This is a genomic window from Pseudomonas sp. NPDC088429, assembly GCF_044753305.1.
GTDB classification, from domain to species: Bacteria; Pseudomonadota; Gammaproteobacteria; order Pseudomonadales; family Pseudomonadaceae; genus Aquipseudomonas; species Aquipseudomonas rustica.
Genome location: NZ_JBIVMX010000027.1, coordinates 14977 through 36768, shown reverse-complemented (window position 1 = coordinate 36768; position 21792 = coordinate 14977). Strand labels below are relative to the sequence as shown.

Below are 21792 nucleotides of genomic sequence, written 5' to 3'. Positions count from 1 at the left end.
ATACAGGCCGGCGACGCAGAACAGAATTTCGAACGGCGAGAACGAGGTGGTGATGACTTCACGGCCGCTTTTCAGCAGCTCGGTGATGGCGATCACCGACACCAGCGAGGTGTCCTTGACCAGACTGATGAACTGCCCGGCCAGCGGCGGCAGCACGCGTTTCAGCGCTTGCGGCAGCACCACGTGGCGCATCGACTGACCGGCACTCAGACCGAGCGAACGTGCCGCTTCGTTCTGGCCACGGGCGATCGATTGCACACCGGAACGAATGATCTCGGCCACGTAGGCGCCGGTGAACAGCGACAGCGCAGCGATCCCGGCGAATTCGCGGGAGAGGTTCATCACCGTGCCGATGAAGAAGTAGAAAATGAAGATCTGCACCAACAGCGGCGTGCCGCGTACCAGTTCGACGTAGATGGTCGAGAGGTCGCGCAAGGTCGGGTTGTTCGACAGCCGGCACAGGCCGGTGACCAGACCAATGAGCAACCCTAGAATCCCGGACACTACCGACAGCCAAAGCGTCGTCCACAGCCCCCACAACAGCGGCCCTGCCGCCCAATGGCGAGTGACACCCACGACGTCACCTTCAGCCACATCGTCGCCCTGAGCGAATTGCAGGCTGTTCTCGTCGACAGTCAGGTGTTGCTCGTCACCAGCGTCGTTGCGCAGGGTGACCTGCGCGCTGCTGCCCTTGCGCACGAGTTCGGTGACCGTGGAAATGTCAGCGGCGCGCTGGGTTTCTTCGGCCTGATAGGCGAAGTACTGCGGCACACGGTTCCAGCGCCATTCGTAGGACATCAGCGACGTCGCGTAATACAACGCGCCGGCCAGGCCGACCAGCACCAGCACGGTGAGGACGTGCCAGGGCCATTGGGCTTTTTTCTGTTTCATTGCAGGTTCTCGGATGATCGTTCCCACGCTCTGCGTGGGAATGCCGCTCGGGACGCTCTGCGTCCCTGCTTGATCGTGACGCGGAGCGTCACAGGATGCGTTCCCACGCAGAGCGTGGGAACGATCAGCGGATGCGCGTTATTCCATGTCCTTGAGCCACTCGGTGCTCTTGAACCACTTGTCATGGATGCGATCGTAGGTGCCGTCTTCGTGGATCTGGTGCAGGAAGTTGTTGATGAAGTTGAGGCTGTCGTAATCGCCCTTCTTCAGACCAAACGCCAATGGCTCGTAGGTGAACGGCTTGTCGAGGAACACCAGTTTGCCGGCGCCGACCTTGGTCACCGCGACCACGTTGTACGGGGCGTCGTAGATGAAGGCGTCAGCCTTGCCGTTAACCACGTCGAGCACGGCTTCTTGCTCGTTGTCGTAGCCGTGGTACTTGGCTTTGGAGATCAGCTTCTTGGCAACCATCTCGCCGGTGGTGCCGAGCTTGGAGGTGATGCGGTAGTCAGCGGTGTTCAGGTCTTTGTAGGAATTGATGGTGCCTTCCAGCTCTTTGCGGATCAGCAGGGTCTGGCCGACCACGAAGAACGGTTCGCTGAAGTTCAGGCGCAGGTTGCGTTCCTGGGTCAGGGTCATGCCGCTGCCGATCATGTCGAACTTGTCGGTCATCAGCGCCGGGATGATGCCGTCGTAGCCGGTCGAAACCAGTTCCAGTTTGACGCCCATGGCTTTGGACATGGCTTTGAGAATGTCGACTTCGAAGCCGATGATTTCGCCGCGCTTGTTGGTCATTTCGAACGGCATGTAGGTCGGATCCATACCGACTTTCAACGTGCCACGCTTGACCGCGTCATCGATTGCGCCAGCCTGCGCCACATTGACTGCAACCAGTGCCGTGACGCCGACCAGCAGCATCGACAGATACTTCTTCATCTTCAAGTCCCCAAAACCATTGCGTGTGCGGCGCGAAAACCAACAGTGACGGGCAAAAAAGCCCGGGCGCGCCAATTCGGGGACGGATGCTAACGCACTCGTCCGTTTGCACAAGGCTTTTTGCCGGGAATTGTTGTTACGGGGAGGGATTAAAAAGCAAAAGATCGCAGCCTCCGGCAGCTCCTACAGGTGTTCACATAATCCTGTAGGAGCTGCCGAAGGCTGCGATCTTTTTATCAGGCCGGTTGCGCTTGCAGGCTCACCGGTTGCAACGGCAGCAACGGCGCATGCGGATCGGCTTTCACCGAAGCGCGCCAAGCATCCAGCCACTCAGCGTGACCTTCCGCCCAGACCTGCTCATGCAAACGCGCCAAGGCAACAGGATCGCTCAGCAATTGCAGACGATCATGGTTGTTCAACCCGGCAGGGCCGACCTTGAGCGCGTGACGCACACGTTCCTGACGCAGCCATTCGATCGGCTCGGCCTGACCGTGACGGGAAGTCGCCAGCGAGCACGCCAAAGCGTTCTGCTGAGGATCGACCACCGCGCGGACGAAGCCGTCGTTGAGCGCGTGGTAACGGTTTTCGTGGGTGTACTGATCGGTCGCCAGCAGCGCCTGTGGCGGATTGTATTCCTCAGGGATGAGGAACAGGCTCTCGTCACGGGACTTCAGGCCCAGACCGACACGGCTGGAAATCACCGACACCGGGATCGACAGCATCAGCGAACCGACGATTGGCACCAGCCACCAGAGGAAGCTCGGGTTCAGCCAGACCACCAGCAGCGCCCAGAAGAAGCCCAGCAGGGTTTGCGGGCCGTGGCGTTTGACCGCCTCGCTCCAAGGTGTCGAGTCGTCGTCACGTTGCGGCGAATTCCACGTCGCGGCCCAGCCGAGGAACGCGGCCAGAACGAAACGCGTGTGGAAAATCATCCGCACCGGCGCCAGCAGCATGGAGAACAACATCTCCAGCAGCATCGACAGGGTCACCTTGAACTTGCCGCCGAACTCTTTCGCGCCCTTGGCCCAGATCAGGATGATGCTCAACAGTTTCGGCAGGAACAGCAGCACGATGGTCGTCGAGAACAGCGCAATCGCCTTATCCGGATGCCATTGTGGCCACAGCGGATAGAGCTGACGCGGTTCGAGGAAGTACTGCGGTTCCATCAGCGTGTTCACCGCCAGCAGCGCGGTCGACAACACGAGGAAGAAGAACCACAACGGCGCCGACAGGTACGACATCACGCCGGTGAGGAACACCGCGCGATGCACCGGGTGCATGCCTTTGACCAGGAACAGACGGAAGTTCATCAGGTTGCCGTGGCACCAGCGACGGTCACGCTTGAGTTCGTCGAGCAGGTTCGGTGGCAGTTCTTCGTAGCTGCCCGGCAAGTCGTAGGCAATCCACACGCCCCAACCGGCACGACGCATCAGCGCGGCTTCAACGAAGTCGTGAGACAGGATCGCACCGGAGAACGCCCCTTTACCTGGCAACGGCGCCAGGGCGCAGTGATCGATAAACGGCTTCATGCGGATGATCGCGTTGTGACCCCAGTAGTGGGATTCACCCAACTGCCAAAAGTGCAGGCCAGCGGTAAACAGCGGGCCGTACACGCGGGTCGCGAACTGCTGCATACGCGCATACAGGGTGTCCATGCCCGAGGCACGCGGCGCGGTCTGGATGATCCCGGCGTCTGGCGTGGCTTCCATCAAGCGCACCAGACTGGTCAGGCACTCGCCGCTCATGACCGAGTCGGCGTCGAGCACGACCATGTACTTGTAGTCACCGCCCCAACGACGGCAGAAGTCGTCGAGGTTGCCGCTCTTGCGTTTTACCCGACGGCGACGGCGGCGATAGAAGATCTTGCCGAAGCCTTTGGCTTCGCGACAGACGTCCAGCCAGGCCTGTTGCTCGGCGACACAGATATCGGTGTCGTTACTGTCGCTGAGGACGAAGAAGTCGAAGCGATCCAGATCACCGGTAGCCGCGACCGATTCGAACGTCGCGCGCAGACCGGCGAATACGCGCGGTACGTCTTCGTTGCAGATCGGCATTACCAACGCGGTACGCGCGTCTTTGGCAATCGGCTCGTTGCCGGCGCTTTTGCCGGAGATACGGTATTTATCGTGACCGGTGAGCAACTCGAGGAAGCCCATCAGCGCCGTCCAGAAACCGGCCGACACCCAGCAGAACAGAATCCCGAAGAGAATCAGGATGCTGGTTTGCAGCGCATACGGCAGCACTTGCGTGGCGGTCTGCAGCAGCGGCTGGTGCAGGACTTCGTCGAGATCGACGAACGACCAGCCCTGGTACGGCATGATGCCTTTCATGTACCAGCCAGCAACGATGGTCTGGCCGAGCATCAGCACCAGCAGAATATAGCGACGGATCGAACCAACGGTGCGCCAGCGCGCCGCCGGCAGAACGTTTTCGTCCTTCGGCGGCTGTGGCGGGTTGGTGCGACCGGTCAGACGGCGCCAGCCACGCACCAGAATATTGGTGCGCCACGGCTCCGGAACCACCTTGGTGCGGCGGATCGGCGGGGTGGCCTTGAGGCTGACCCGACCGCTGGCGTCGAGCACCAGCATTTCCGCTTCTTCCAGCTCTTCAGCCGTGCTCAGGGTCAGGCGTTTGCCCACCGAAGCCTGGGCGGCTTCGGCAGGGGCGTCGAACGTCGAGGACGACAGGCGTTCATGCAACTCGCTGAACGACTGGCAGCCCGCGAGTTCCGCGCGCTGCTCGTCGGTCATCGGCAGATGCGCCAGATACTCGGACAGAGTCTCTGGCTGTACTTGAGAGTTACTCATCGGCAGGCAACTGATAGCTCCAGGTCTCGGTGATGACTTCTTCAGTCGGCGCCGATTCCGGTGTGGCTGGGGCCGCGTCCGCAGCTACAGGCTGCTTGGCGTCTTTGTTGGCCTTGTCCTTGGCATCTGCAGCGGGCTTGGCATCGGCCTGTTGAGCCTGTTTGGCCTCGGCTGCCTTGGCTTCCTTGTCTTCTTTCTCTTGTTGCTTGGCGGCAACCTTGTCGGCCTTGGCCACGGACGAGTTGGACGCCGGTACCGACGACTTGGCCAGATCAGCCGTTACCACCGGCTGAACCAGTGCGGCACGCATCTCGGTCGACTTGCCTGCGTCTTTGATTTTCATCCGCAGGGTCAAGCGCCAGCCCTTGGTTTCCGGGTTGTAGCGCACGCTGTTCTCGACCAGTTCGGCGTTGTCGCCGACGCTGACCTGACTGCGAACGTCAGCGTCCGGGGCCAGGGCCGCCAGCGATGGACCTTCGAAATCGACCAGATAAGCAACGCTGCCATCCGGCTGACGGATCAGGTTCGATTGCTTGACGTCACCGGTCGAACGCAGAGTCTGCGAGACCCAGGCGCTGTCCGGCGCGTGAATCGCCGCTTCGTCCATCGTCCAGTGCATGCGGTAAGCGAAGTCCAGCGGCTGGCCCGGCTCCGGCATTTTTTCCGGGCTCCAGAACGCAACGATGTTGTCGTTGGTTTCGTCAGCGGTCGGAATTTCTACCAGATCAACGGTACCTTTGCCCCAGTCACCCTTCGGCTCGATCCAGGCGCTTGGACGCTTGTCGTAGCGATCGTCGAGGTCTTCGTAGTGGCTGAAGTCGCGACCACGCTGCAGCAGACCGAAACCACGCAGGTTTTCGACGCTGAAGTTGCTCACGGCCAGGTGTTTAGGGTTGTTCAGCGGACGCCAGATCCACTCGCCGTTGCCGGCATGGATCGACAGACCGCTGGAGTCGTGCAGTTCACGACGATAGTTGAGGACTTTCGACGGCTGGTTGGCGCCGAACAGGAACATGCTGGTCAGCGGTGCGATGCCCAGTTTGCCGACCTTGTCACGCAGGAACATCTGCGCTTTGACGTCGACAATGGTGTCGCTGCCCGGACGCAGGATCAGACGATAGGCACCGGTGGCGCGTGGCGAATCGAGCAAGGCGAAGATCACCAGATGCTTGTCGCCCGGCTTCGGCTGCTGAATCCAGAACTCGCGGAAACGCGGGAATTCTTCACCAGACGGCAATGCGGTATCGATCGCCAGACCACGGGCCGACAGACCGTAGGTATGACCCTTGCCAACGACGCGGAAGTAGCTCGCGCCAAGCATGGTCATGATTTCGTCTTGCTTGTCGGCCTTGTTGATCGGGTACAGCACACGGAAACCGGCATAACCCAGTTGCTCAGTGGCCTTAGGATCGAATTTCAGGTCGCCGAAATCGAAGCGGGTCGGATCGTATTTGATCTCTTCGACGGTGTTCGCCGTGATTTCGTTGATTTTGACCGGCGTGTCGAAGTGCATGCCCTGGTGATAGAAGGACAACTTGAACGGGGTCTTCTGATCAGCCCACTCAGCCTTTTCGGTGAGGAAGCGAATTTTTTGATAGTCCGCGAACTTCATGTCGCGGAACTCGTTCGGCAGGTTGCTGCGCGGGGCTTCGAACTTCTGCCCGGCCAGCTCTTTTGCCTTGGCCGATACATCGTCAAGATTGAACGCCCAAAGCTGACCGGCGCTGAGCAGGCACAGGAGCGCCGAGCCCGCTACCAGAGCACTTCGCATGCGTTTGGCAGACAATTTTGCTGCATTACAGGGACTAACAATCACGAGCAACCCTCGCCGAAAACAGATCAATAAACCAACGGCCAGATGAAGTGCCTGGAGGGTTTTCGGCAGTGAAAAACCGACCTTCCAGAACACTCTTGCCAAGTTGGCGAGCATTGTTCCGACTCCGCTGGGGCAAAATGATTCCCCAATCGGCTCCGGACAAGTCTCTACCTAAGTCAAAACGGACCAACGAACGCTGATCCCCGTAGCGCGCGATTATCTAGTAGCCCGCATGACAAAGCATCGGGGGTAACCAAGTATTTATCGCGAAAAATGCCTGTTTTCAGTCGAAACGCCCTTAAAAAGATGTTTCAAGCGCTTTCAGGTCTGTAACAGGAAGGTTACCGGGCCATCATTGACCAGGTGCACCTGCATATCCGCGCCGAATCTACCTGATGCCACAGTGCCATGCATCTGTTTCGCTTTGCCTAATAGATAGTCGAACAATTCCTCGCCCAGGGCTGGAGGTGCTGCGCTGGAAAAACCCGGGCGCAACCCGCTCCTGGTGTCGGCTGCAAGGGTGAACTGAGAGACCAGCAGCAACCCGCCGCCAACATCCGCCAGGGACAAGTTCATCTTGCCCTCGGCGTCGCTGAATACCCGATAGTTAAGCAGCTTATGCAGAAGTTTGTCGGCGCTGGTACGCGTGTCGTCGGGTTCGACCGCCACCAGCACCAGCAAACCTTGATCGACCGCGCCTACGACCTCGCCCGCCACTTCCACCCGCGCGTTACTGACGCGCTGCAAAAGGCCCTTCATGCTTCTTCGGGCGGCAGGTCGAGCAGGCGTCGCGCCATGTTGCCGGCCGCGCGCACCAGGGCATCGGTGATGCCCGGTTCGGAGGCGGCGTGGCCGGCGTCGCGGATCACCTGCAATTCGCTGTTCGGCCAGGCTTGATGCAGTTCCCAGGCATTGTCGAGCGGGCAGATCACGTCATAACGACCGTGAATGATCACGCCCGGCAAATGGGCGATCTTGCCCATGTCGCGAATCAACTGGTTCGGTTCAAGGAACGCGTTGTTGGTGAAATAGTGGCATTCGATCCGTGCAATCGACAGCGCGCGCTGCGGCTCGGAGAAACGATCGACCACCAGCGGGTTCGGCCGCAGGGTCGCGGTGCGCCCTTCCCACGTCGACCAGGCTTTGGCCGCGTGCATCTGCGCAATCTGGTCGTTGCCGATCAGACGTTTGTGGAAAGCGCTGAGCAGATCGTCGCGTTCGTCCAGCGGGATCGGCGCGATGTAGTCCTGCCAGTAATCAGGGAACAGACGGCTGGCACCGGCTTGATAGAACCACTCGATTTCCTGCGGACGGCAGAGAAAGATCCCGCGCAAGATCAGACCATGAACACGTTCCGGGTGAGTTTGCGCGTAGGCCAGCGCCAGGGTCGAACCCCACGAGCCCCCGAACAGCACCCATTTTTCGATGCCCAGGTGTTTACGGATGCGCTCAAGGTCGGCGACCAGATCCCAGGTGGTGTTGTTTTCCAGACTGGCGTGCGGCGTAGAGCGACCGCAACCGCGCTGATCGAAGGTCACAATGCGATACAGATTCGGATCGAAATAGCGACGGCTCTGCGCGTCGCAACCGGCGCCGGGGCCACCGTGAATGAACACAACCGGCAAACCCTCCGGCGAACCGCTTTCGTCGACGTACAGCGTGTGGGTGTCATCGACAGCCAGATCGTGCCGGGCGTGAGGTTTGATCTGCGGAAACAAAGTCTGCATTGCGCGCTCCGTAAGGGGTCGAGGTCATCCCTGGGGGGACTTCTATTATTCTGCCGTTGGGCATCATAAACCCGATTTACGTCAATGAGCATGCTCCGGAGCCTGATCGTTGATCGTTCCCACGCTCTGCGTGGGAATGCAGCCCGTGACGCTCCGCGTCACTGGACGCGGAGCGTCCCAAGAGGCATTCCCACGCGGAGCGTGGGAACGATCAAAAGATCGCAGCCTGCGGCAGCTCCTACAGGGGTGGATCAGCCGGTGTAGTGAGACTTTGCCCAGGCCAGATAGCCTTGTAGCAGTTCCTTGAGTACGACTTGCGTCGGCTCGGCCAGGTCGGCGCGGTAGCGGAACGGTTCGAACTCTTCCATGTAGGTGCTCTGGCACAACTCCAGTTGCACGGCGTGGATGTTCTCGGCCGGGTTGCCGTAATGCCGGGTGATGTGACCGCCCTTGAAGCGGCCGTTGAGCACATGGCTGTAGTGGCTGTGGCCGGCGCAGATTGCTTCGAGCTGACTGGCCAGTTGCGGATCACAACTGGCGCCGTTGAAGGTGCCGAGGTTGAAGTCCGGCAGCTTGCCGTCGAACAGGTGCGGGATGATCGAACGGATCGAGTGCGCATCGAACAGCAACGCGTAGCCGAACTCGGCCTTCAATCGCGCCAACTCTTCTTGCAGGGTGCGGTGATACGGCGTCCAGATCTGCTCCAGATACGTCGCGCGTTCTTCCTTCGACGGTTCGTGCCCTTCGCGGAACAACGGAATGCCATCGAACAATGTCGCCGGATACAGCCCGGTGGTCGCCCCGGCGTATAGCGGCTTATCGTCGGACGGTCGATTCAGATCGATGACGAATCGTGAATACTCAGCCGCCAACGTGCTCGCGCCCAGTTCCTCGACAAAGTCGTACAGCTGCGGAATGTGCCAGTCAGTGTCCGGCAGGCTTTTCGCGTCAGAGATCAACCCGGCTTCCACCGCAGGCGTCAGGCGTACGCCAGCGTGAGGCATGCTGATCAGCAGCGGCACGCGACCTTGTTTGAAGTTCAGAACCTTATCCACAACCGCTCTCCTACAGACTTGATTCGACGCCGTGACGGACGACGCGTTTGTCCAGATCACCACCGAGCCAATAGGCCAGATCCGCCGGACGATCGATGTGCCAGGCAACGAAATCCGCGACCTTGCCGACTTCCAGCGAACCGTGAGTGTCGGCCATGCCCAGTGCTTGCGCAGCATGAATCGTCGCACCGGCCAGGGCCTCTTCCGGGGTCATGCGGAAACAGGTGCAGGCCATGTTCAGCATCAGACGCAACGACAGCGCCGGCGAAGTGCCGGGGTTGAGGTCGCTGGCAATGGCGATTCTCACCTTGTGCTTGCGCAGGGCGTCCATTGGCGGCAACTGGGTTTCGCGCAGAAAGTAGAACGCGCCCGGCAGCAGCACGGCGACGGTATCGGCTTCGGCCATGGCGATGGCGTCGGCCTCGTCCATGAACTCCAGATGATCGGCAGACAACGCCTTGTAGCGCGCGGCGAGGCTGGAGCCGTGCAGCGAGGACAATTGTTCGGCGTGCAGCTTCACCGGCAGACCGAGTTGTTGCGCGGCGATAAACACGCGCTCGACCTGCTCCGGCGAGAAGGCCAGGTATTCGCAGAACGCATCCACGGCATCGACCAGACCTTCGGCGGCGAGCGCGGGGAGCATTTCGTTGCAGACCAGATCGATGTAATCGTCGGCGCGATCCTTGTACTCCGGCGGCAGCGCGTGGGCGGCCAGACAGGTGCTGCGCACGCTGATCGGCAGCTGTTTTTCCAGGCGACGGATGACCCGGAGGATTTTGCGTTCGTTGACCAGATCGAGGCCGTAGCCGGACTTCATTTCGACCGTGGTCACGCCGTCGCGCATCAGGCTTTTCAGGCGTTTGGCGGCGCTGGCGAACAGCTCGTCTTCCGTCGCTTCACGCGTAGCGCGCACGGTGCTGGCGATACCACCACCGGACGCAGCGATTTCGGCATAGCTGACGCCTTGCAGACGCTTTTCAAATTCGCCGCTGCGGTTGCCGCCGAACACCGTGTGCGTGTGGCAGTCGATCAGGCCGGGGGTGACCCACGCGCCTTGCAGATCATTGACCGCCGGGTATTCGCCGGACGGTAATTGATTGCGCGGGCCGATCCACTCGATGAGCGCACCGGACGTCACGATGGCCGCATCCTCGATGATCGAGTAGACGCCTTGCGCCATGGTTGCGACGTGGCAGTGTTGCCAGAGGGTTTTCACTGTTGGCCTCCGTTGGGGTTGGTGATCGTTCCCACGCTCTGCGTGGGAATGCAGCCCGTGACGCTCCGCGTCACTGGACGCGGAGCGTCCCTTGAGGCATTCCCACGCGGAGCGTGGGAACGATCAGTGGGTGGGTTACAAACTAGGCAGCAGCTTCGCTGGAACCAGCTCGGTCAGGCAGCGCGAAGCCAACAACTCAGTCGCCGCATTGATGTCCGGCGCGAAGAACCGGTCTTTCTCATAAAACGGCACTTCCTTACGCAGAATCGCTCGCGCTTGCTCAAGCTTCGCCGAAGTTTTCAGACCGTTACGCAAATCCAGCCCCTGCACCGCCGCCAGCCATTCCACCGCGAGAATCCCCCGGGTGTTTTCGGCCATTTCCCACAGACGCTTGCCCGCCGCCGGTGCCATGGAAACGTGGTCTTCCTGGTTAGCCGAGGTCGGCAGACTGTCCACCGAATGCGGATGCGACAACGCTTTGTTCTCGCTGGCCAGCGCCGCTGCGGTCACCTGCGCAATCATGAATCCGGAGTTCACGCCGCCATTGGCCACCAGGAACGGCGGCAGTTGCGACATGTGTTTGTCCATCATCAGCGAGATGCGGCGTTCGCTCAGCGAGCCGATTTCGGCAATGGCCAACGCCATGTTGTCAGCGGCCATGGCCACCGGTTCGGCGTGAAAGTTACCGCCAGAGATCACGTCGCCTTCAGCGGCAAACACCAACGGGTTATCGGAAACCGCGTTGGCTTCAACCGCCAGCACTTCAGCGGCCTGACGGAACTGGGTCAGGCAGGCGCCCATGACTTGCGGCTGGCAGCGCAGCGAGTACGGATCCTGAACCTTCTCGCAATTCTGATGCGAATCGGAGACTTCACTGCGCTCACCGAGCAGATCACGATAAGCCGCAGCCGCATCGATCTGACCCTTCTGGCCACGCGCCGCATGAATGCGTGCATCAAACGGCGAACGCGAACCCAAAACCGCTTCAACCGTCAGACCGCCCAGCGCCAACGCGCCGGCAAACAAGTCTTCACCTTCAAACAACCCACGCAGCGCGAACGCGGTGGAAACCTGAGTACCGTTGAGCAGTGCCAGACCTTCTTTCGCCGCCAGCGTCAGCGGCGTCAGACCCGCGACTTTCAGCGCTTCAACCGCTTCCATCCACTCGCCTTTGTAGCGCGCCTTGCCCTCGCCCAGCAGCACCAGCGACATGTGCGCCAACGGCGCCAGATCGCCCGACGCCCCCACCGAACCTTTCAACGGAATGTGCGGATAAACCTCGGCGTTGATCAACGCGATCAGCGCATCGATCACCACGCGGCGAATGCCGGAGAAACCACGGCTGAGGCTGTTGACCTTGAGCACCATGACCAGACGCACCAACTCATCGCTGATCGGCACGCCAACACCGGCGGCGTGGGACAACACCAGCGAGCGCTGCAGGTTTTCCAGGTCTTCGCTGGCGATGCGCGTCGAGGCCAGCAGGCCGAAACCGGTGTTGATGCCGTAGGCAGTGCGGTTCTCGGCGAGGATCTGCTCGACGCAAGCGACGCTGGCTTCGATCTGCGCCGAGGCGCTGTTGTCGAGCGTCAGCTTGACCGGGTTCTGGTAGACGTCACGCAGTTGGGCCAGGCTCAGTTGGCCGGGAATCAGGTTCAGCGCAGTCATTTAAATGCTCCTTTTGAGAGTTTGTTATTAACTTGCCATTCGCTCCGGAGCATTCCGTTATCCGTCGCTTTCAGCCTTGTGGGCATCCGGCGCCTTGGCACGCTGGCAGGGTAGTTTTTCAATGCAAATTCGATAGAACGTTGTGCAGCAGATTCGGGTTTTTCAACACGCTCGCGGCGGCGGCAATATCCGGGGCGAGCCAGCGATCCTGATCGTAGGCCGGGACGGTTTCGCGCAGCAGTCGCCACGCGCGGTCAGTGCCGGCGCCGAAGCGTTGTTCCTTGAGGAATTCAAACGCCTGCGCCGCCAGCAGATATTCGATGGCGAGGATCTGCGTGCAGTTTTCCAGCGCGCGATGCAGCTTCAGCGCGGCATTGGTGCCCATGCTCAGATGGTCTTCCTGCAAGCCGGAAGTGATGTAGTTATCGAGCACCGCCGGTTGCGCCAATTGGCGGTTTTCCGCGCACAGCGACGCGGCGACGTACTGGACGATCATCATCCCGGAGTTCACCCCCGGATTGGCCACCAGAAATGCCGGTAAACCGCTGACATGCGGGTTGACCAGACGATCGAGGCGACGCTCGGCGATCGAGCCGATTTCGGCCATGGCAATCGCCAGCAAATCCGCCGCCATCGCCACCGATTGGCCGTGCGGATTGGCTTGCGACATCACCCGGAAATTATCCGGCGTGCCGAGCAGCAACGGATTGTCGGTGCAGCCGTTGAGTTCGGCTTCGATCTGCTTGATCGCATGGTCGAGTTGATCACGCGCCGCGCCGTGTACTTGCGGGATCGAACGAATGCTCAGCGCATCCTGAGTGCGAATGCCTTTGCTCGACGCAATCACTTCACTGCCATCGAGCAATGCGCGCAAATTGATTCCGACCTGCTGCATGCCCGGGTGCGGTTTCAACGCGATGATCTCGGCATCGAACGCGTCGATCTGACCGCGCTGCGCTTCGAAACTCATCGCACCGATGACGTCGGCCCACTGCACCAGCCGCGTGGCATCGGCAATCGCCAGACAGCTGAGGCCGGTCATGCATGGCGTGCCATTGACCAGACACAAACCGTCCTTCGCGCCGAGCTGCACCGGTTGCAGGCCTTCTTCGGCCAACGCTTGTTGTGCGGAAATAATCTGCCCGCGATAGCTGACATTGCCGACGCCGAGCAGCGTGATACCGATGTGCGCCATGTGCGTCAGATAGCCGACTGAACCTTGCGACGGCACTTGCGGGGTGATGCCACGATTGAGCAGCGCCAGCAGCCCTTCGACGACCCGGCGATGCAGGCCGGATTTGCCGTGGCTGTAGTTGTGAATGGCGGCGCAGATGATCGCGCGGGTCTGCTCGTCGGCGAGTACCGGGCCGACGCCGCAGGCATGGCTGAGCAAGGTGTTGCGCGAGAGCTGGCTGAGCTGTTCGTCTTTTAGGGAAACGTTGGACAAACCGCCCAGGCCGGTGTTGACGCCATAGGCACGCTCGCCGCTGGCCACGATGCGCTGGACGATGGCCTGCGCATTTTCGATGCGCGCCCAGGTGTCGCTCGACAGCTCCAGTTGAGCGCCGTGACGGGCGACAGCAACCACGTCCTGCCAACGCAGAGGAGCGCCGGTGATAACGATTTTTTCAGCCTGGGACATCTAAAACCTCAACCGTAATATTGATGCAGCTCTGCCGGCCCCTTCGCGAGCAAGCTCGCTCCCACATTGGAATGCGGTCTCCTGTGGGAGCGAGCTTGCTCGCGAAGGGGCCGGCAGCCTCACCGCAAGTCTGTTAGACCACCGCCGCACGCCGCTGAACGAACCGGTCAACGTACTCATCCGCCGGCGAATGCAGAATCTCGCGTGGCGTGCCGACCTGAATCAACCGCCCATCCTTGAGAATCGCAATCCGGTTACCAATGCGCACCGCCTCATCCAGGTCGTGGGTGATAAACACGATGGTCTTGTGCAACGTCTTTTGCAGCTCGAGCAACTGATCCTGCATCTCGGCGCGGATCAGCGGATCCAGCGCACTGAACGCTTCGTCCATCAGGATGATGTCGGTGTCTGCCGCCAAAGCCCGAGCCAGACCAACACGCTGGCGCATGCCGCCGGAGAGCTGGTGCGGGTATTTGTTTTCGTAGCCCTTCAGGCCCACGGTGTTGATCCAGTGCAGCGCGCGTTCCGCGCACATTTGCTTGCTCTCGCCACGCACCTTCAGGCCGTAGGCGACGTTGTCGAGTACGGTTTTGTGCGGCAGCAGGCCGAAGCTCTGGAACACCATGCTGATCTTGTGCCGGCGGAATTCGCGCAGGGCTTCCATGTCGTATTGCAGGATGTCGACGCCGTCGACAAGGATCGCGCCGCTGGTGGGGTCGATCAGCCGGTTGAAGTGACGAACCAGAGTCGATTTACCGGAACCGGAGAGGCCCATGATCACGAAGATCTCGCCAGTACCGATGCTCAGCGACAGGTCGTTAACGCCGACCACGCAACCGGTTTCGCTCAACACCTGATCCTTGGTCTTGCCCTGGCCGACCATCGCCAGTGCGTCCTTGGCGCGGTTGCCGAAAATCTTGAAGACGTTTTTGACTTCGATCTTGCTCACGGTTGCGTTGCTCATTTGCTCACCTCATGCCGTGGCCGACCGTACGCCTGAGTAATGCGGTCGATGACCACTGCGAGAATCACGATCGCCAGACCGGCCTCAAGGCCACGTCCAACGTTGAGGGTCTGAATCCCCACCAACACATCTTCACCCAGACCACGGGCGCCGATCATCGAGGCGATCACCACCATCGACAGGGCCATCATGGTGGTCTGGTTGATCCCGGCCATGATGCTCGGCAGGGCCAGCGGCAGTTGCACGCCGAACAGTTGCTGCCAGCGGTTGGCGCCGAATGCGTTGATCGCTTCCATCACTTCGCCGTCAACCTGGCGGATGCCCAGATCAGTCAGGCGAATCAGCGGTGGCGCAGCATAGATAACGGTAGCGAAAATCGCCGGTACCTTGCCCAGGCCGAACAGCATCAGCACCGGAATCAGGTAGACGAAACTTGGCATGGTTTGCATGATGTCGAGCAGCGGCATCAGCACCGAGCGCAGGCGATTGCTGCGCGCCGAGAGAATCCCCAGCGGGATGCCGATCAGCACCGAAATGATCGTCGCGACCATCATCAGGGCCAGCGTCTGCATGAGTTTGTCCCACAGGCCGACCGCGCCGACGAGGAACAACAAACCGACGATGACCGCAGTGGTCACCACTTTGCGCGTGGCGTGCCAGGCGATCACACCGACGATCGCCAGCATCAGCCACCACGGCGCCGCACGCAGCATGCCTTCGAGGTTGACGATGGCCCACAGCAGGGTGTCGGAGATATGGCGGAACACATCACCGTAGTTGGTGACCAGCGAATCGACCCAACCGTTGACCCAGTCGGCGATGGAAAAGGTAAAGCTCTCGGGAAACATAAGCGGCTCTCAATCAGAAATCTCAATCAAGCGTTTACGGCATATCTCCCGGCCTGCCTCGCGGTTAGCCGGGAGGTATCGACCTACAGCGCCGCGTCGATTTTCTTGGCTGCGTCGTCACTGACCCACGCATGCCAGACTTCAGGATGTTCCTTGAGGAAGATTTTCGCCAGTTTTGGCGACTCGATGCGTTCCTTCGCCATGCGACCCAGGTTCTGGTTCAGCAGGTCGATCGGCAGGTTGACCTTTTCCAGCACGGCGACCAGTTCCGGGGCTTCGTCGTGGAAGGTCTTGGACAGGCCGACCTTGATGCTCACAGACTTGTCGACGCCGGGTTTTTCTTCGAGTTTGACCAGGTCAACCTGGCCCATCAGCGGGGTTGGCGACCAGTAGTAGAACAGGATCGGCTCGCCACGCTTGTAGCTAGACAGCACCGCCGCATCCAGCGCCGGGCCGGTGCCCGGGCGGAAGTTGGTGTAGCTGTTTTCGAGGCCGTAGCTTTTCAGCATTTCGCTGTTATCGAGTTCACAAGTCCAGCCGGCCGGGCAGTTGTAGAAACGCCCCTTGGACGGCTCTTCCTGATCCTTGAACACGGCGGCGTACTTGCCCAGATCGGCGATGTTTTTCAGATCCGGTGCTTTCGGTTCCAGCTTGCGCTTGGCGTCGCCTTCGATCACGTAGCGCGGCACGTACCAGCCTTCCACAGCGCCCACCACAGGTGCGCCGACACCGACGACCTTGCCGGCCTTCTCGGCCTTGTTCCAGACCTCGCTGCGGCCGACCCACTCTTCGGCGAACACTTGAATATCGTTGCTGCTCAGGGCGTTTTCCATGGTGATGGAATTGCCCGGCAGGCTGTCGACCTTGCAGTCGTAGCCTTTCTCCAGCACCACTTGCAGGACGTCGGTCAGCAACATGCCGCTTTCCCAGTTCAGGCCGGCAAACTTCACCGGTTTGCCCGATTCGCACCAGCCCGCAGCCTGGGTGGCACCGGCACTGGCCAGCAGGCCCATGGACAGCAATGTGGTCAGCAGGGTCTTGTTCGATTTCATTGTTGTGACGCTCCTAATCATGAATTGGCTTTCGGCAGTCAAGAGGCATCCAGCCCTGTCCACGTCCAAATCAGGCCTGCGCCGCAGCGCGTCCGGCCCCGCTTGTTTTAGGTTGTACAACGCTGTTCTGCTCGACCGGCAGAATCAGTTGATCGGGTACCGCGCTGTGCCATTTTTTCGCGCACACGTAGTAGACGACGGCCGGCAGCACCAGACCGATGATCCAGGAAATATCCACATCACCGAGGGCTGCCACCAGCGGGCCGGTGTAGAACTTGGTGGAGATGAATGGCAGCTGCACCAGCACACCGAACACATAGACGCTGATGCCGAGCAAGTTCCAGCGACCGTAGCGACCATTCGGATCGGCCAGCGCCGGCACGTCATAACGCTCACGGGTGATGCAGTAGTAATCCACCAGATTGATCGCGCTCCACGGGGTGAAGAACGCGAGCAGGAACAGGATGAAAGACTTGAACGCACCGAGGAACGAGTGCTGGCCGAGCAGCGCGATCAGGGTCGCCGCGCCAACGATCACCAGCACGAACACCAGACGCTGCATACGCGTAACGGTCAGGTGCCCCTTGAAACCACTGATGATGGTCGCGATGCACATGAAGCTGCCGTAGGAGTTCAGCGTCGAGATGGTCACCTTGCCGAATGCGATGCTGAAGTACAGCAGCGCAGCGGTGGCTCCGGTGCCGCCCAGGCCGACGATGTAGGCAACTTCGTGACCGGCGAATTGGCCGTTGGCCGAAGCCGCCGCGAATACGCCGAGGATCATCGCCACTTGCGCGCCGACCACTGAACCGGCACCGGCGGCGAAGAAGGTTTTAACCGCCGAGGTGTTGCTCGGCAGGTAACGGGAATAGTCAGCCACGTACGGGCCGAAAGCGATCTGCCAGGAGGCCGCGAGCGACACCGCGAGGAGGAAGCTGCTCCAGCTGAAATGACGGATTTGCAGAAGTGCGCCGACGTCGGTCTGGCTCATCAGCCGCCAGAACAAAAACACGAAGGCAATCACGCCAATGACACTGGCGACACGGCCGATCCAGTGGATCACCCGATAACCGAGCACCGTGACCACCACGATCACACTGGCGAAAATCAGGATGCCGACGCTGTCGCTGACATTAAACAACTGGCCCAACGCTTGACCGGAAAGCACCGTCCCCGTTGCGGTGAAACCCAGGTACATCAGGCACACCAACACGATCGGGATCGCCGCGCCATAAACGCCGAACTGCACGCGGCTGGAGATCATCTGCGGCAGACCGAGTTTCGGCCCTTGCGCGGCATGCAGCGCCATCACACCACCGCCGAGCAATTGACCGATCAACAGACCGATCAGCGACCAGAACACATCACCGCCCAACACCACGGCCAAAGCCCCGGTGACGATCGCGGTGATTTGCAGGTTGGCACCCATCCACAGGGTGAATTGGCTGAACAGACGACCGTGTCTTTCCGCTTCCGGGATGTAGTCGATCGAACGCCTTTCGATCAACGGTTTGTTGCTTGCACGATCGGTGGTGACAGCCATGATTCAACCTCTGTGGATTGTTCCGGGTTTTGTTCTTTTTTGGCTTTTGCTTTTGTAGGAGTGAGCCTGCTCGCGATGGCGGTGTGTCAGTCAGCACATTTGCTAAATGTGCCGGCCTCATCGCGAGCAGGCTCACTCCTACAGGGCTTTTGCATTTATTTACCGGTGATCATCGGCAAGTTCAGACCCTGTTCCTTGGCGCAGTCGATGGCGATCTGGTAACCGGCATCGGCGTGGCGCATAACACCAGTGGCCGGGTCGTTGTGCAGGACGCGCGCAATGCGCTCGGCCGCCTCGTCCGTACCGTCACAGACAATCACCATGCCCGAGTGCTGCGAGAAGCCCATGCCGACGCCGCCGCCGTGGTGCAGGGAAACCCAGGTCGCGCCGCTCGCGGTGTTGAGCAGAGCGTTGAGCAGTGGCCAGTCGGACACAGCGTCGGAACCGTCCTGCATCGATTCGGTTTCACGGTTAGGGCTGGCCACCGAGCCGGAGTCGAGGTGGTCGCGACCGATGACGATCGGTGCCGACAGCTCACCGCTGCGCACCATTTCGTTGAAGGCCAGACCGAGCTTGGCGCGCAGGCCCAGGCCGACCCAGCAGATACGTGCCGGCAGACCCTGGAAGCTGATGCGCTCGCGGGCCATGTCCAGCCAGTTGTGCAGGTGCGCGTCGTCGGGGATCAGCTCTTTGACCTTGGCATCGGTTTTGTAGATGTCTTGCGGATCGCCGGACAGCGCCGCCCAACGGAACGGGCCGATGCCACGGCAGAACAGCGGACGGATGTAAGCCGGTACGAAACCCGGGAAGTCGAAGGCATTTTCTACGCCTTCTTCTTGTGCCATCTGACGGATGTTGTTGCCATAGTCGAAGGTCGGAATGCCTTGTTTCTGGAATTCCAGCATCGCTTTAACGTGCACGGCCATCGACTGCTTGGCGGCTTTGATCACAGCGGCCGGCTCGGTCTTGGCGCGGGCGCGGTATTCGTCCCAGGTCCAGCCGGCAGGCAGGTAACCGTTGAGCGGGTCGTGGGCGCTGGTCTGGTCGGTGACCATGTCCGGGCGCACGCCGCGCTTGACCAGTTCCGGGAGGATTTCTGCGGCGTTACCCAGCAGCGCGATGGAGATCGCTTTGCCTTCTTTGGTGTATTTGTCGATGCGCGCCAGGGCGTCGTCGAGGTCTTTGGCTTGCTCGTCGACGTAACGGCTTTTCAGGCGGAAATCGATGCTCACTTGCTGGCATTCGATGTTCAGCGAGCAAGCGCCGGCCAGGGTTGCCGCCAGCGGTTGTGCGCCGCCCATGCCACCCAAACCGGCGGTCAACACCCACTTGCCGGTGAGGTTGTCGTTGTAGTGCTGGCGACCGGCTTCAACGAAGGTTTCGTAGGTGCCTTGAACGATGCCCTGGCTGCCGATGTAGATCCAGCTGCCGGCGGTCATCTGGCCATACATGGCCAAGCCTTTGGCGTCGAGTTCGTTGAAGTGCTCCCAGCTCGCCCAGTGCGGGACGAGGTTGGAGTTGGCGATCAGTACGCGCGGGGCGTTGCTGTGGGTCTTGAACACGCCGACCGGCTTGCCGGATTGCACCAGCAGGGTCTCGTCGTCATTCAGGTTGGTCAGGCTTTCGACGATTTTGTCGTAGCACTCCCAGTTACGCGCGGCGCGACCGATACCACCGTAAACCACCAGCTCTTTCGGGTTCTCGGCGACTTCCGGGTCGAGGTTGTTCATCAGCATGCGCAGCGGCGCTTCAGTCAGCCAGCTCTTGGCGGTCAGCTTGTTGCCGCGGGCGGCACGGATTTCGACATCGCGAAACTTAGTCATTTTGTTATCAGTCACGAAAGAGACTCCTCAGCGATCAATTCAAACCAACCCTGGCAGTGGGCAAGCAGCCTGTGCGCTTCGCTGCGCGACAAGCGAATCAGTGGACGCTGCGGAGAGTCTCGAACGACTCATACGCATACGTCTTTACTTGTACATACAAGCATATGCAATCAAGCGGCCAACTTGTTGGAGGGCTGTTCAAGAAAAACCGCGGACACGGCTGGAGGGCGCCTGAATCAAGGGTTCTGGCGTGGATGAAATTTTTCGAGGGTATTGATGGAGGGGGTTGGGGATTGTTACGAAAGCGAGGTTTTGCGCCACGCTGGGGCGTTCGGTAACAAGTTGGTGCGTGTGTTGGGAACATCCCAAAAGCAAAAGATCGCAGCCTTCGGCAGCTCCTACAGTGGGATTGAGGTACACCCTGTAGGAGCTGCCGAAGGCTGCGATCTTTTAAGATTTTTGAATCAGCGCGCCGTCAGCTCAATGACACAGCAAGCGGCATTGGTGGTGACTTCAACCAGTCCGGCGTTACCGTCCAGTTGCAGGCAATCATGGCGACCGAGTTGCGATGCGGAATGACCAACCTGCACTTCCAGCAACTCACTGACACTGAACACCAGCACCGTCCCCGCCGAGCTGAAAAACCGCTGTTCACCGTCCAGCCACTGCAACCGAGCGCTGTACCGCTGTGGCGCGTAGATCAGGTTGAAGTCGCGAATCGCACCGCCGAGCAGCGTGCAGGAAACCTGGCTTTCACCGCTGAAGGCAAACGGGTCGAGCGGTAACAGCGGCCGCGTATCGTCGCCGTCGACGCACAGGGTCATGCCGTCACCCTGCAACACGGTGATCACTCGTTGGTAACCGGCGAAGGAGGAAAAACCGCCGGACTCGGCGATGTCGGCAATCGACAGGCGCCAGCCGAAACCGTCCAGCCCGGCACCGGCATCACGGGTTATTTCCTCAGTGCTGCCGCCGCCGTTTTTCCACGGCATGCGCGGGTAGCCTTCAGCGCGTAAAACCTTCACTTCACTCATTTATGCTCTCTATTTATGAAACCGACCTTCCAGACGATGACGAGAACCCGGGTGAATCAATCGCGCCGCCGTCACCGGTTGACGCCCCGACCACGTGCGGCGACGAATCAGCAAGCAAGGCTCACCCTTCTCAATCTGCAGCAACTTGCACTCGGACGGCTCTGCCAGAATCGCTTCAACCACATGCTCGCCTTCGGTCAGCGGCGCGACCTGGTTGAGATAGGCGTAAGGCGTTTGCAGGGTGAAGTCCTGCTTGAGGTATTCCGGCGCGACCAGCGCGTTGACGAAACGGTCTTCGATTTGCACCGGAATGTCGTTTTCGTAATGCACGATCAGCGAGTGAAAGACCTTCTGCCCTTCGCGCATGTCCAGCGCCAGCGCGCGTTCGGAACCGGCGGCCTCTTCTTCGAGGGTGATCACCTGGCAGGTGTGGCGATGGCCACGGGAAGCGATTTCGTCGGCGATGTTGTGCACTTCGAACAGCGCGGACTGGCTCTTCGGTTCGGCCACAAACGTGCCGACGCCTTGCATGCGCACCAACAGACCGTCGGCGGTCATCTCGCGCAGGGCGCGGTTGATGGTCATTCGGCTGAAACCGAGTTGATTGACCAGCTCGCTTTCGGACGGCACGCGGTAGTGCGGCGGCCAGTTTCCGCTGTCGATCTGCTGGGTGATCATCTGTTTGACGCGGGCGTACAAGGGCGCCGGACTGTCGCCCATGTTCGCGGCCAACGGGGAGACTGGAGGCGGAGTCGGCAAGGTTGATCCAT

Annotated in this window: 17 protein-coding genes; all 17 read right to left on the bottom strand. The window is 60.3% G+C overall.

What is annotated here, in order from left to right; translation table 11 throughout:
• Positions 1 to 891, bottom strand: an 891-nt coding sequence (locus ACIP66_RS15450; protein ID WP_400649018.1) for an amino acid ABC transporter permease, incomplete at its 3' end; no start/stop codon positions are given.
• A 138-nt stretch (positions 892 to 1029) separates the two neighbouring features.
• Positions 1030 to 1827, bottom strand: coding sequence for a transporter substrate-binding domain-containing protein (locus tag ACIP66_RS15445; RefSeq protein ID WP_400649017.1), 798 nt, complete (start codon positions 1825 to 1827; stop codon positions 1030 to 1032).
• Positions 1828 to 2063: 236 nt separating this feature from the next.
• Positions 2064 to 4634, bottom strand: coding sequence for a glucans biosynthesis glucosyltransferase MdoH (gene mdoH / locus ACIP66_RS15440; protein ID WP_400649016.1), 2571 nt, complete (start codon positions 4632 to 4634; stop codon positions 2064 to 2066).
• On the bottom strand, positions 4627 to 6405 hold the full coding sequence (locus ACIP66_RS15435; RefSeq protein ID WP_178124148.1) for a glucan biosynthesis protein G: 1779 nt from the start codon (positions 6403 to 6405) through the stop codon (positions 4627 to 4629). Before ACIP66_RS15435 ends, mdoH begins: the two co-directional genes overlap by 8 nt.
• A gap of 366 nt (positions 6406 to 6771) precedes the next feature.
• Positions 6772 to 7209 (bottom strand): D-aminoacyl-tRNA deacylase, encoded by a 438-nt coding sequence (gene dtd, locus ACIP66_RS15430; protein ID WP_400649015.1) that lies wholly within the window; start codon positions 7207 to 7209, stop codon positions 6772 to 6774.
• Complete coding sequence (gene pip, locus ACIP66_RS15425; RefSeq protein WP_053116622.1) at positions 7206 to 8177, bottom strand: prolyl aminopeptidase; 972 nt, start codon at positions 8175 to 8177, stop codon at positions 7206 to 7208. Before pip ends, dtd begins: the two co-directional genes overlap by 4 nt.
• Positions 8178 to 8428: 251 nt before the next feature.
• On the bottom strand, positions 8429 to 9232 hold the full coding sequence (gene hutG, locus ACIP66_RS15420) for an N-formylglutamate deformylase (RefSeq protein WP_400649013.1): 804 nt from the start codon (positions 9230 to 9232) through the stop codon (positions 8429 to 8431).
• Positions 9233 to 9242: 10 nt separating this feature from the next.
• A complete protein-coding gene (gene hutI / locus ACIP66_RS15415) occupies positions 9243 to 10448 on the bottom strand; it encodes an imidazolonepropionase (RefSeq protein WP_400649012.1) in 1206 nt (401 codons plus the stop codon).
• A 135-nt stretch (positions 10449 to 10583) separates the two neighbouring features.
• On the bottom strand, positions 10584 to 12116 hold the full coding sequence (gene hutH / locus ACIP66_RS15410) for a histidine ammonia-lyase (RefSeq protein WP_053116619.1): 1533 nt from the start codon (positions 12114 to 12116) through the stop codon (positions 10584 to 10586).
• A gap of 118 nt (positions 12117 to 12234) precedes the next feature.
• Complete coding sequence (gene hutH / locus ACIP66_RS15405) at positions 12235 to 13758, bottom strand: histidine ammonia-lyase (RefSeq protein WP_400649011.1); 1524 nt, start codon at positions 13756 to 13758, stop codon at positions 12235 to 12237.
• Positions 13759 to 13891: 133 nt separating this feature from the next.
• Positions 13892 to 14722 (bottom strand): glycine betaine/L-proline ABC transporter ATP-binding protein, encoded by an 831-nt coding sequence (locus ACIP66_RS15400; RefSeq protein WP_053116617.1) that lies wholly within the window; start codon positions 14720 to 14722, stop codon positions 13892 to 13894.
• Positions 14719 to 15570 carry a proline/glycine betaine ABC transporter permease gene (locus tag ACIP66_RS15395; protein WP_008080600.1) on the bottom strand — a complete coding sequence of 284 codons (852 nt, stop codon included), beginning with the start codon at positions 15568 to 15570 and terminating at the stop codon, positions 14719 to 14721. The genes ACIP66_RS15400 and ACIP66_RS15395 overlap by 4 nt, the downstream gene beginning before the upstream one ends.
• Positions 15571 to 15653: 83 nt before the next feature.
• Complete coding sequence (locus ACIP66_RS15390) at positions 15654 to 16622, bottom strand: ABC transporter substrate-binding protein (RefSeq protein WP_053116616.1); 969 nt, start codon at positions 16620 to 16622, stop codon at positions 15654 to 15656.
• A 70-nt stretch (positions 16623 to 16692) separates the two neighbouring features.
• Positions 16693 to 18165 (bottom strand): cytosine permease, encoded by a 1473-nt coding sequence (locus tag ACIP66_RS15385; protein ID WP_053116615.1) that lies wholly within the window; start codon positions 18163 to 18165, stop codon positions 16693 to 16695.
• 155 nt (positions 18166 to 18320) lie between these two features.
• Positions 18321 to 19988: a urocanate hydratase gene (gene hutU, locus ACIP66_RS15380; RefSeq protein WP_162130775.1), complete on the bottom strand. Its 1668-nt coding sequence runs from the start codon at positions 19986 to 19988 to the stop codon at positions 18321 to 18323.
• 464 nt (positions 19989 to 20452) lie between these two features.
• Positions 20453 to 21022 carry a HutD family protein gene (locus ACIP66_RS15375; protein WP_400649009.1) on the bottom strand — a complete coding sequence of 190 codons (570 nt, stop codon included), beginning with the start codon at positions 21020 to 21022 and terminating at the stop codon, positions 20453 to 20455.
• 9 nt (positions 21023 to 21031) lie between these two features.
• Positions 21032 to 21742 carry a histidine utilization repressor gene (gene hutC / locus ACIP66_RS15370; protein WP_163013658.1) on the bottom strand — a complete coding sequence of 237 codons (711 nt, stop codon included), beginning with the start codon at positions 21740 to 21742 and terminating at the stop codon, positions 21032 to 21034.
• Between the last annotated feature and the right edge of the window lie 50 nt (positions 21743 to 21792).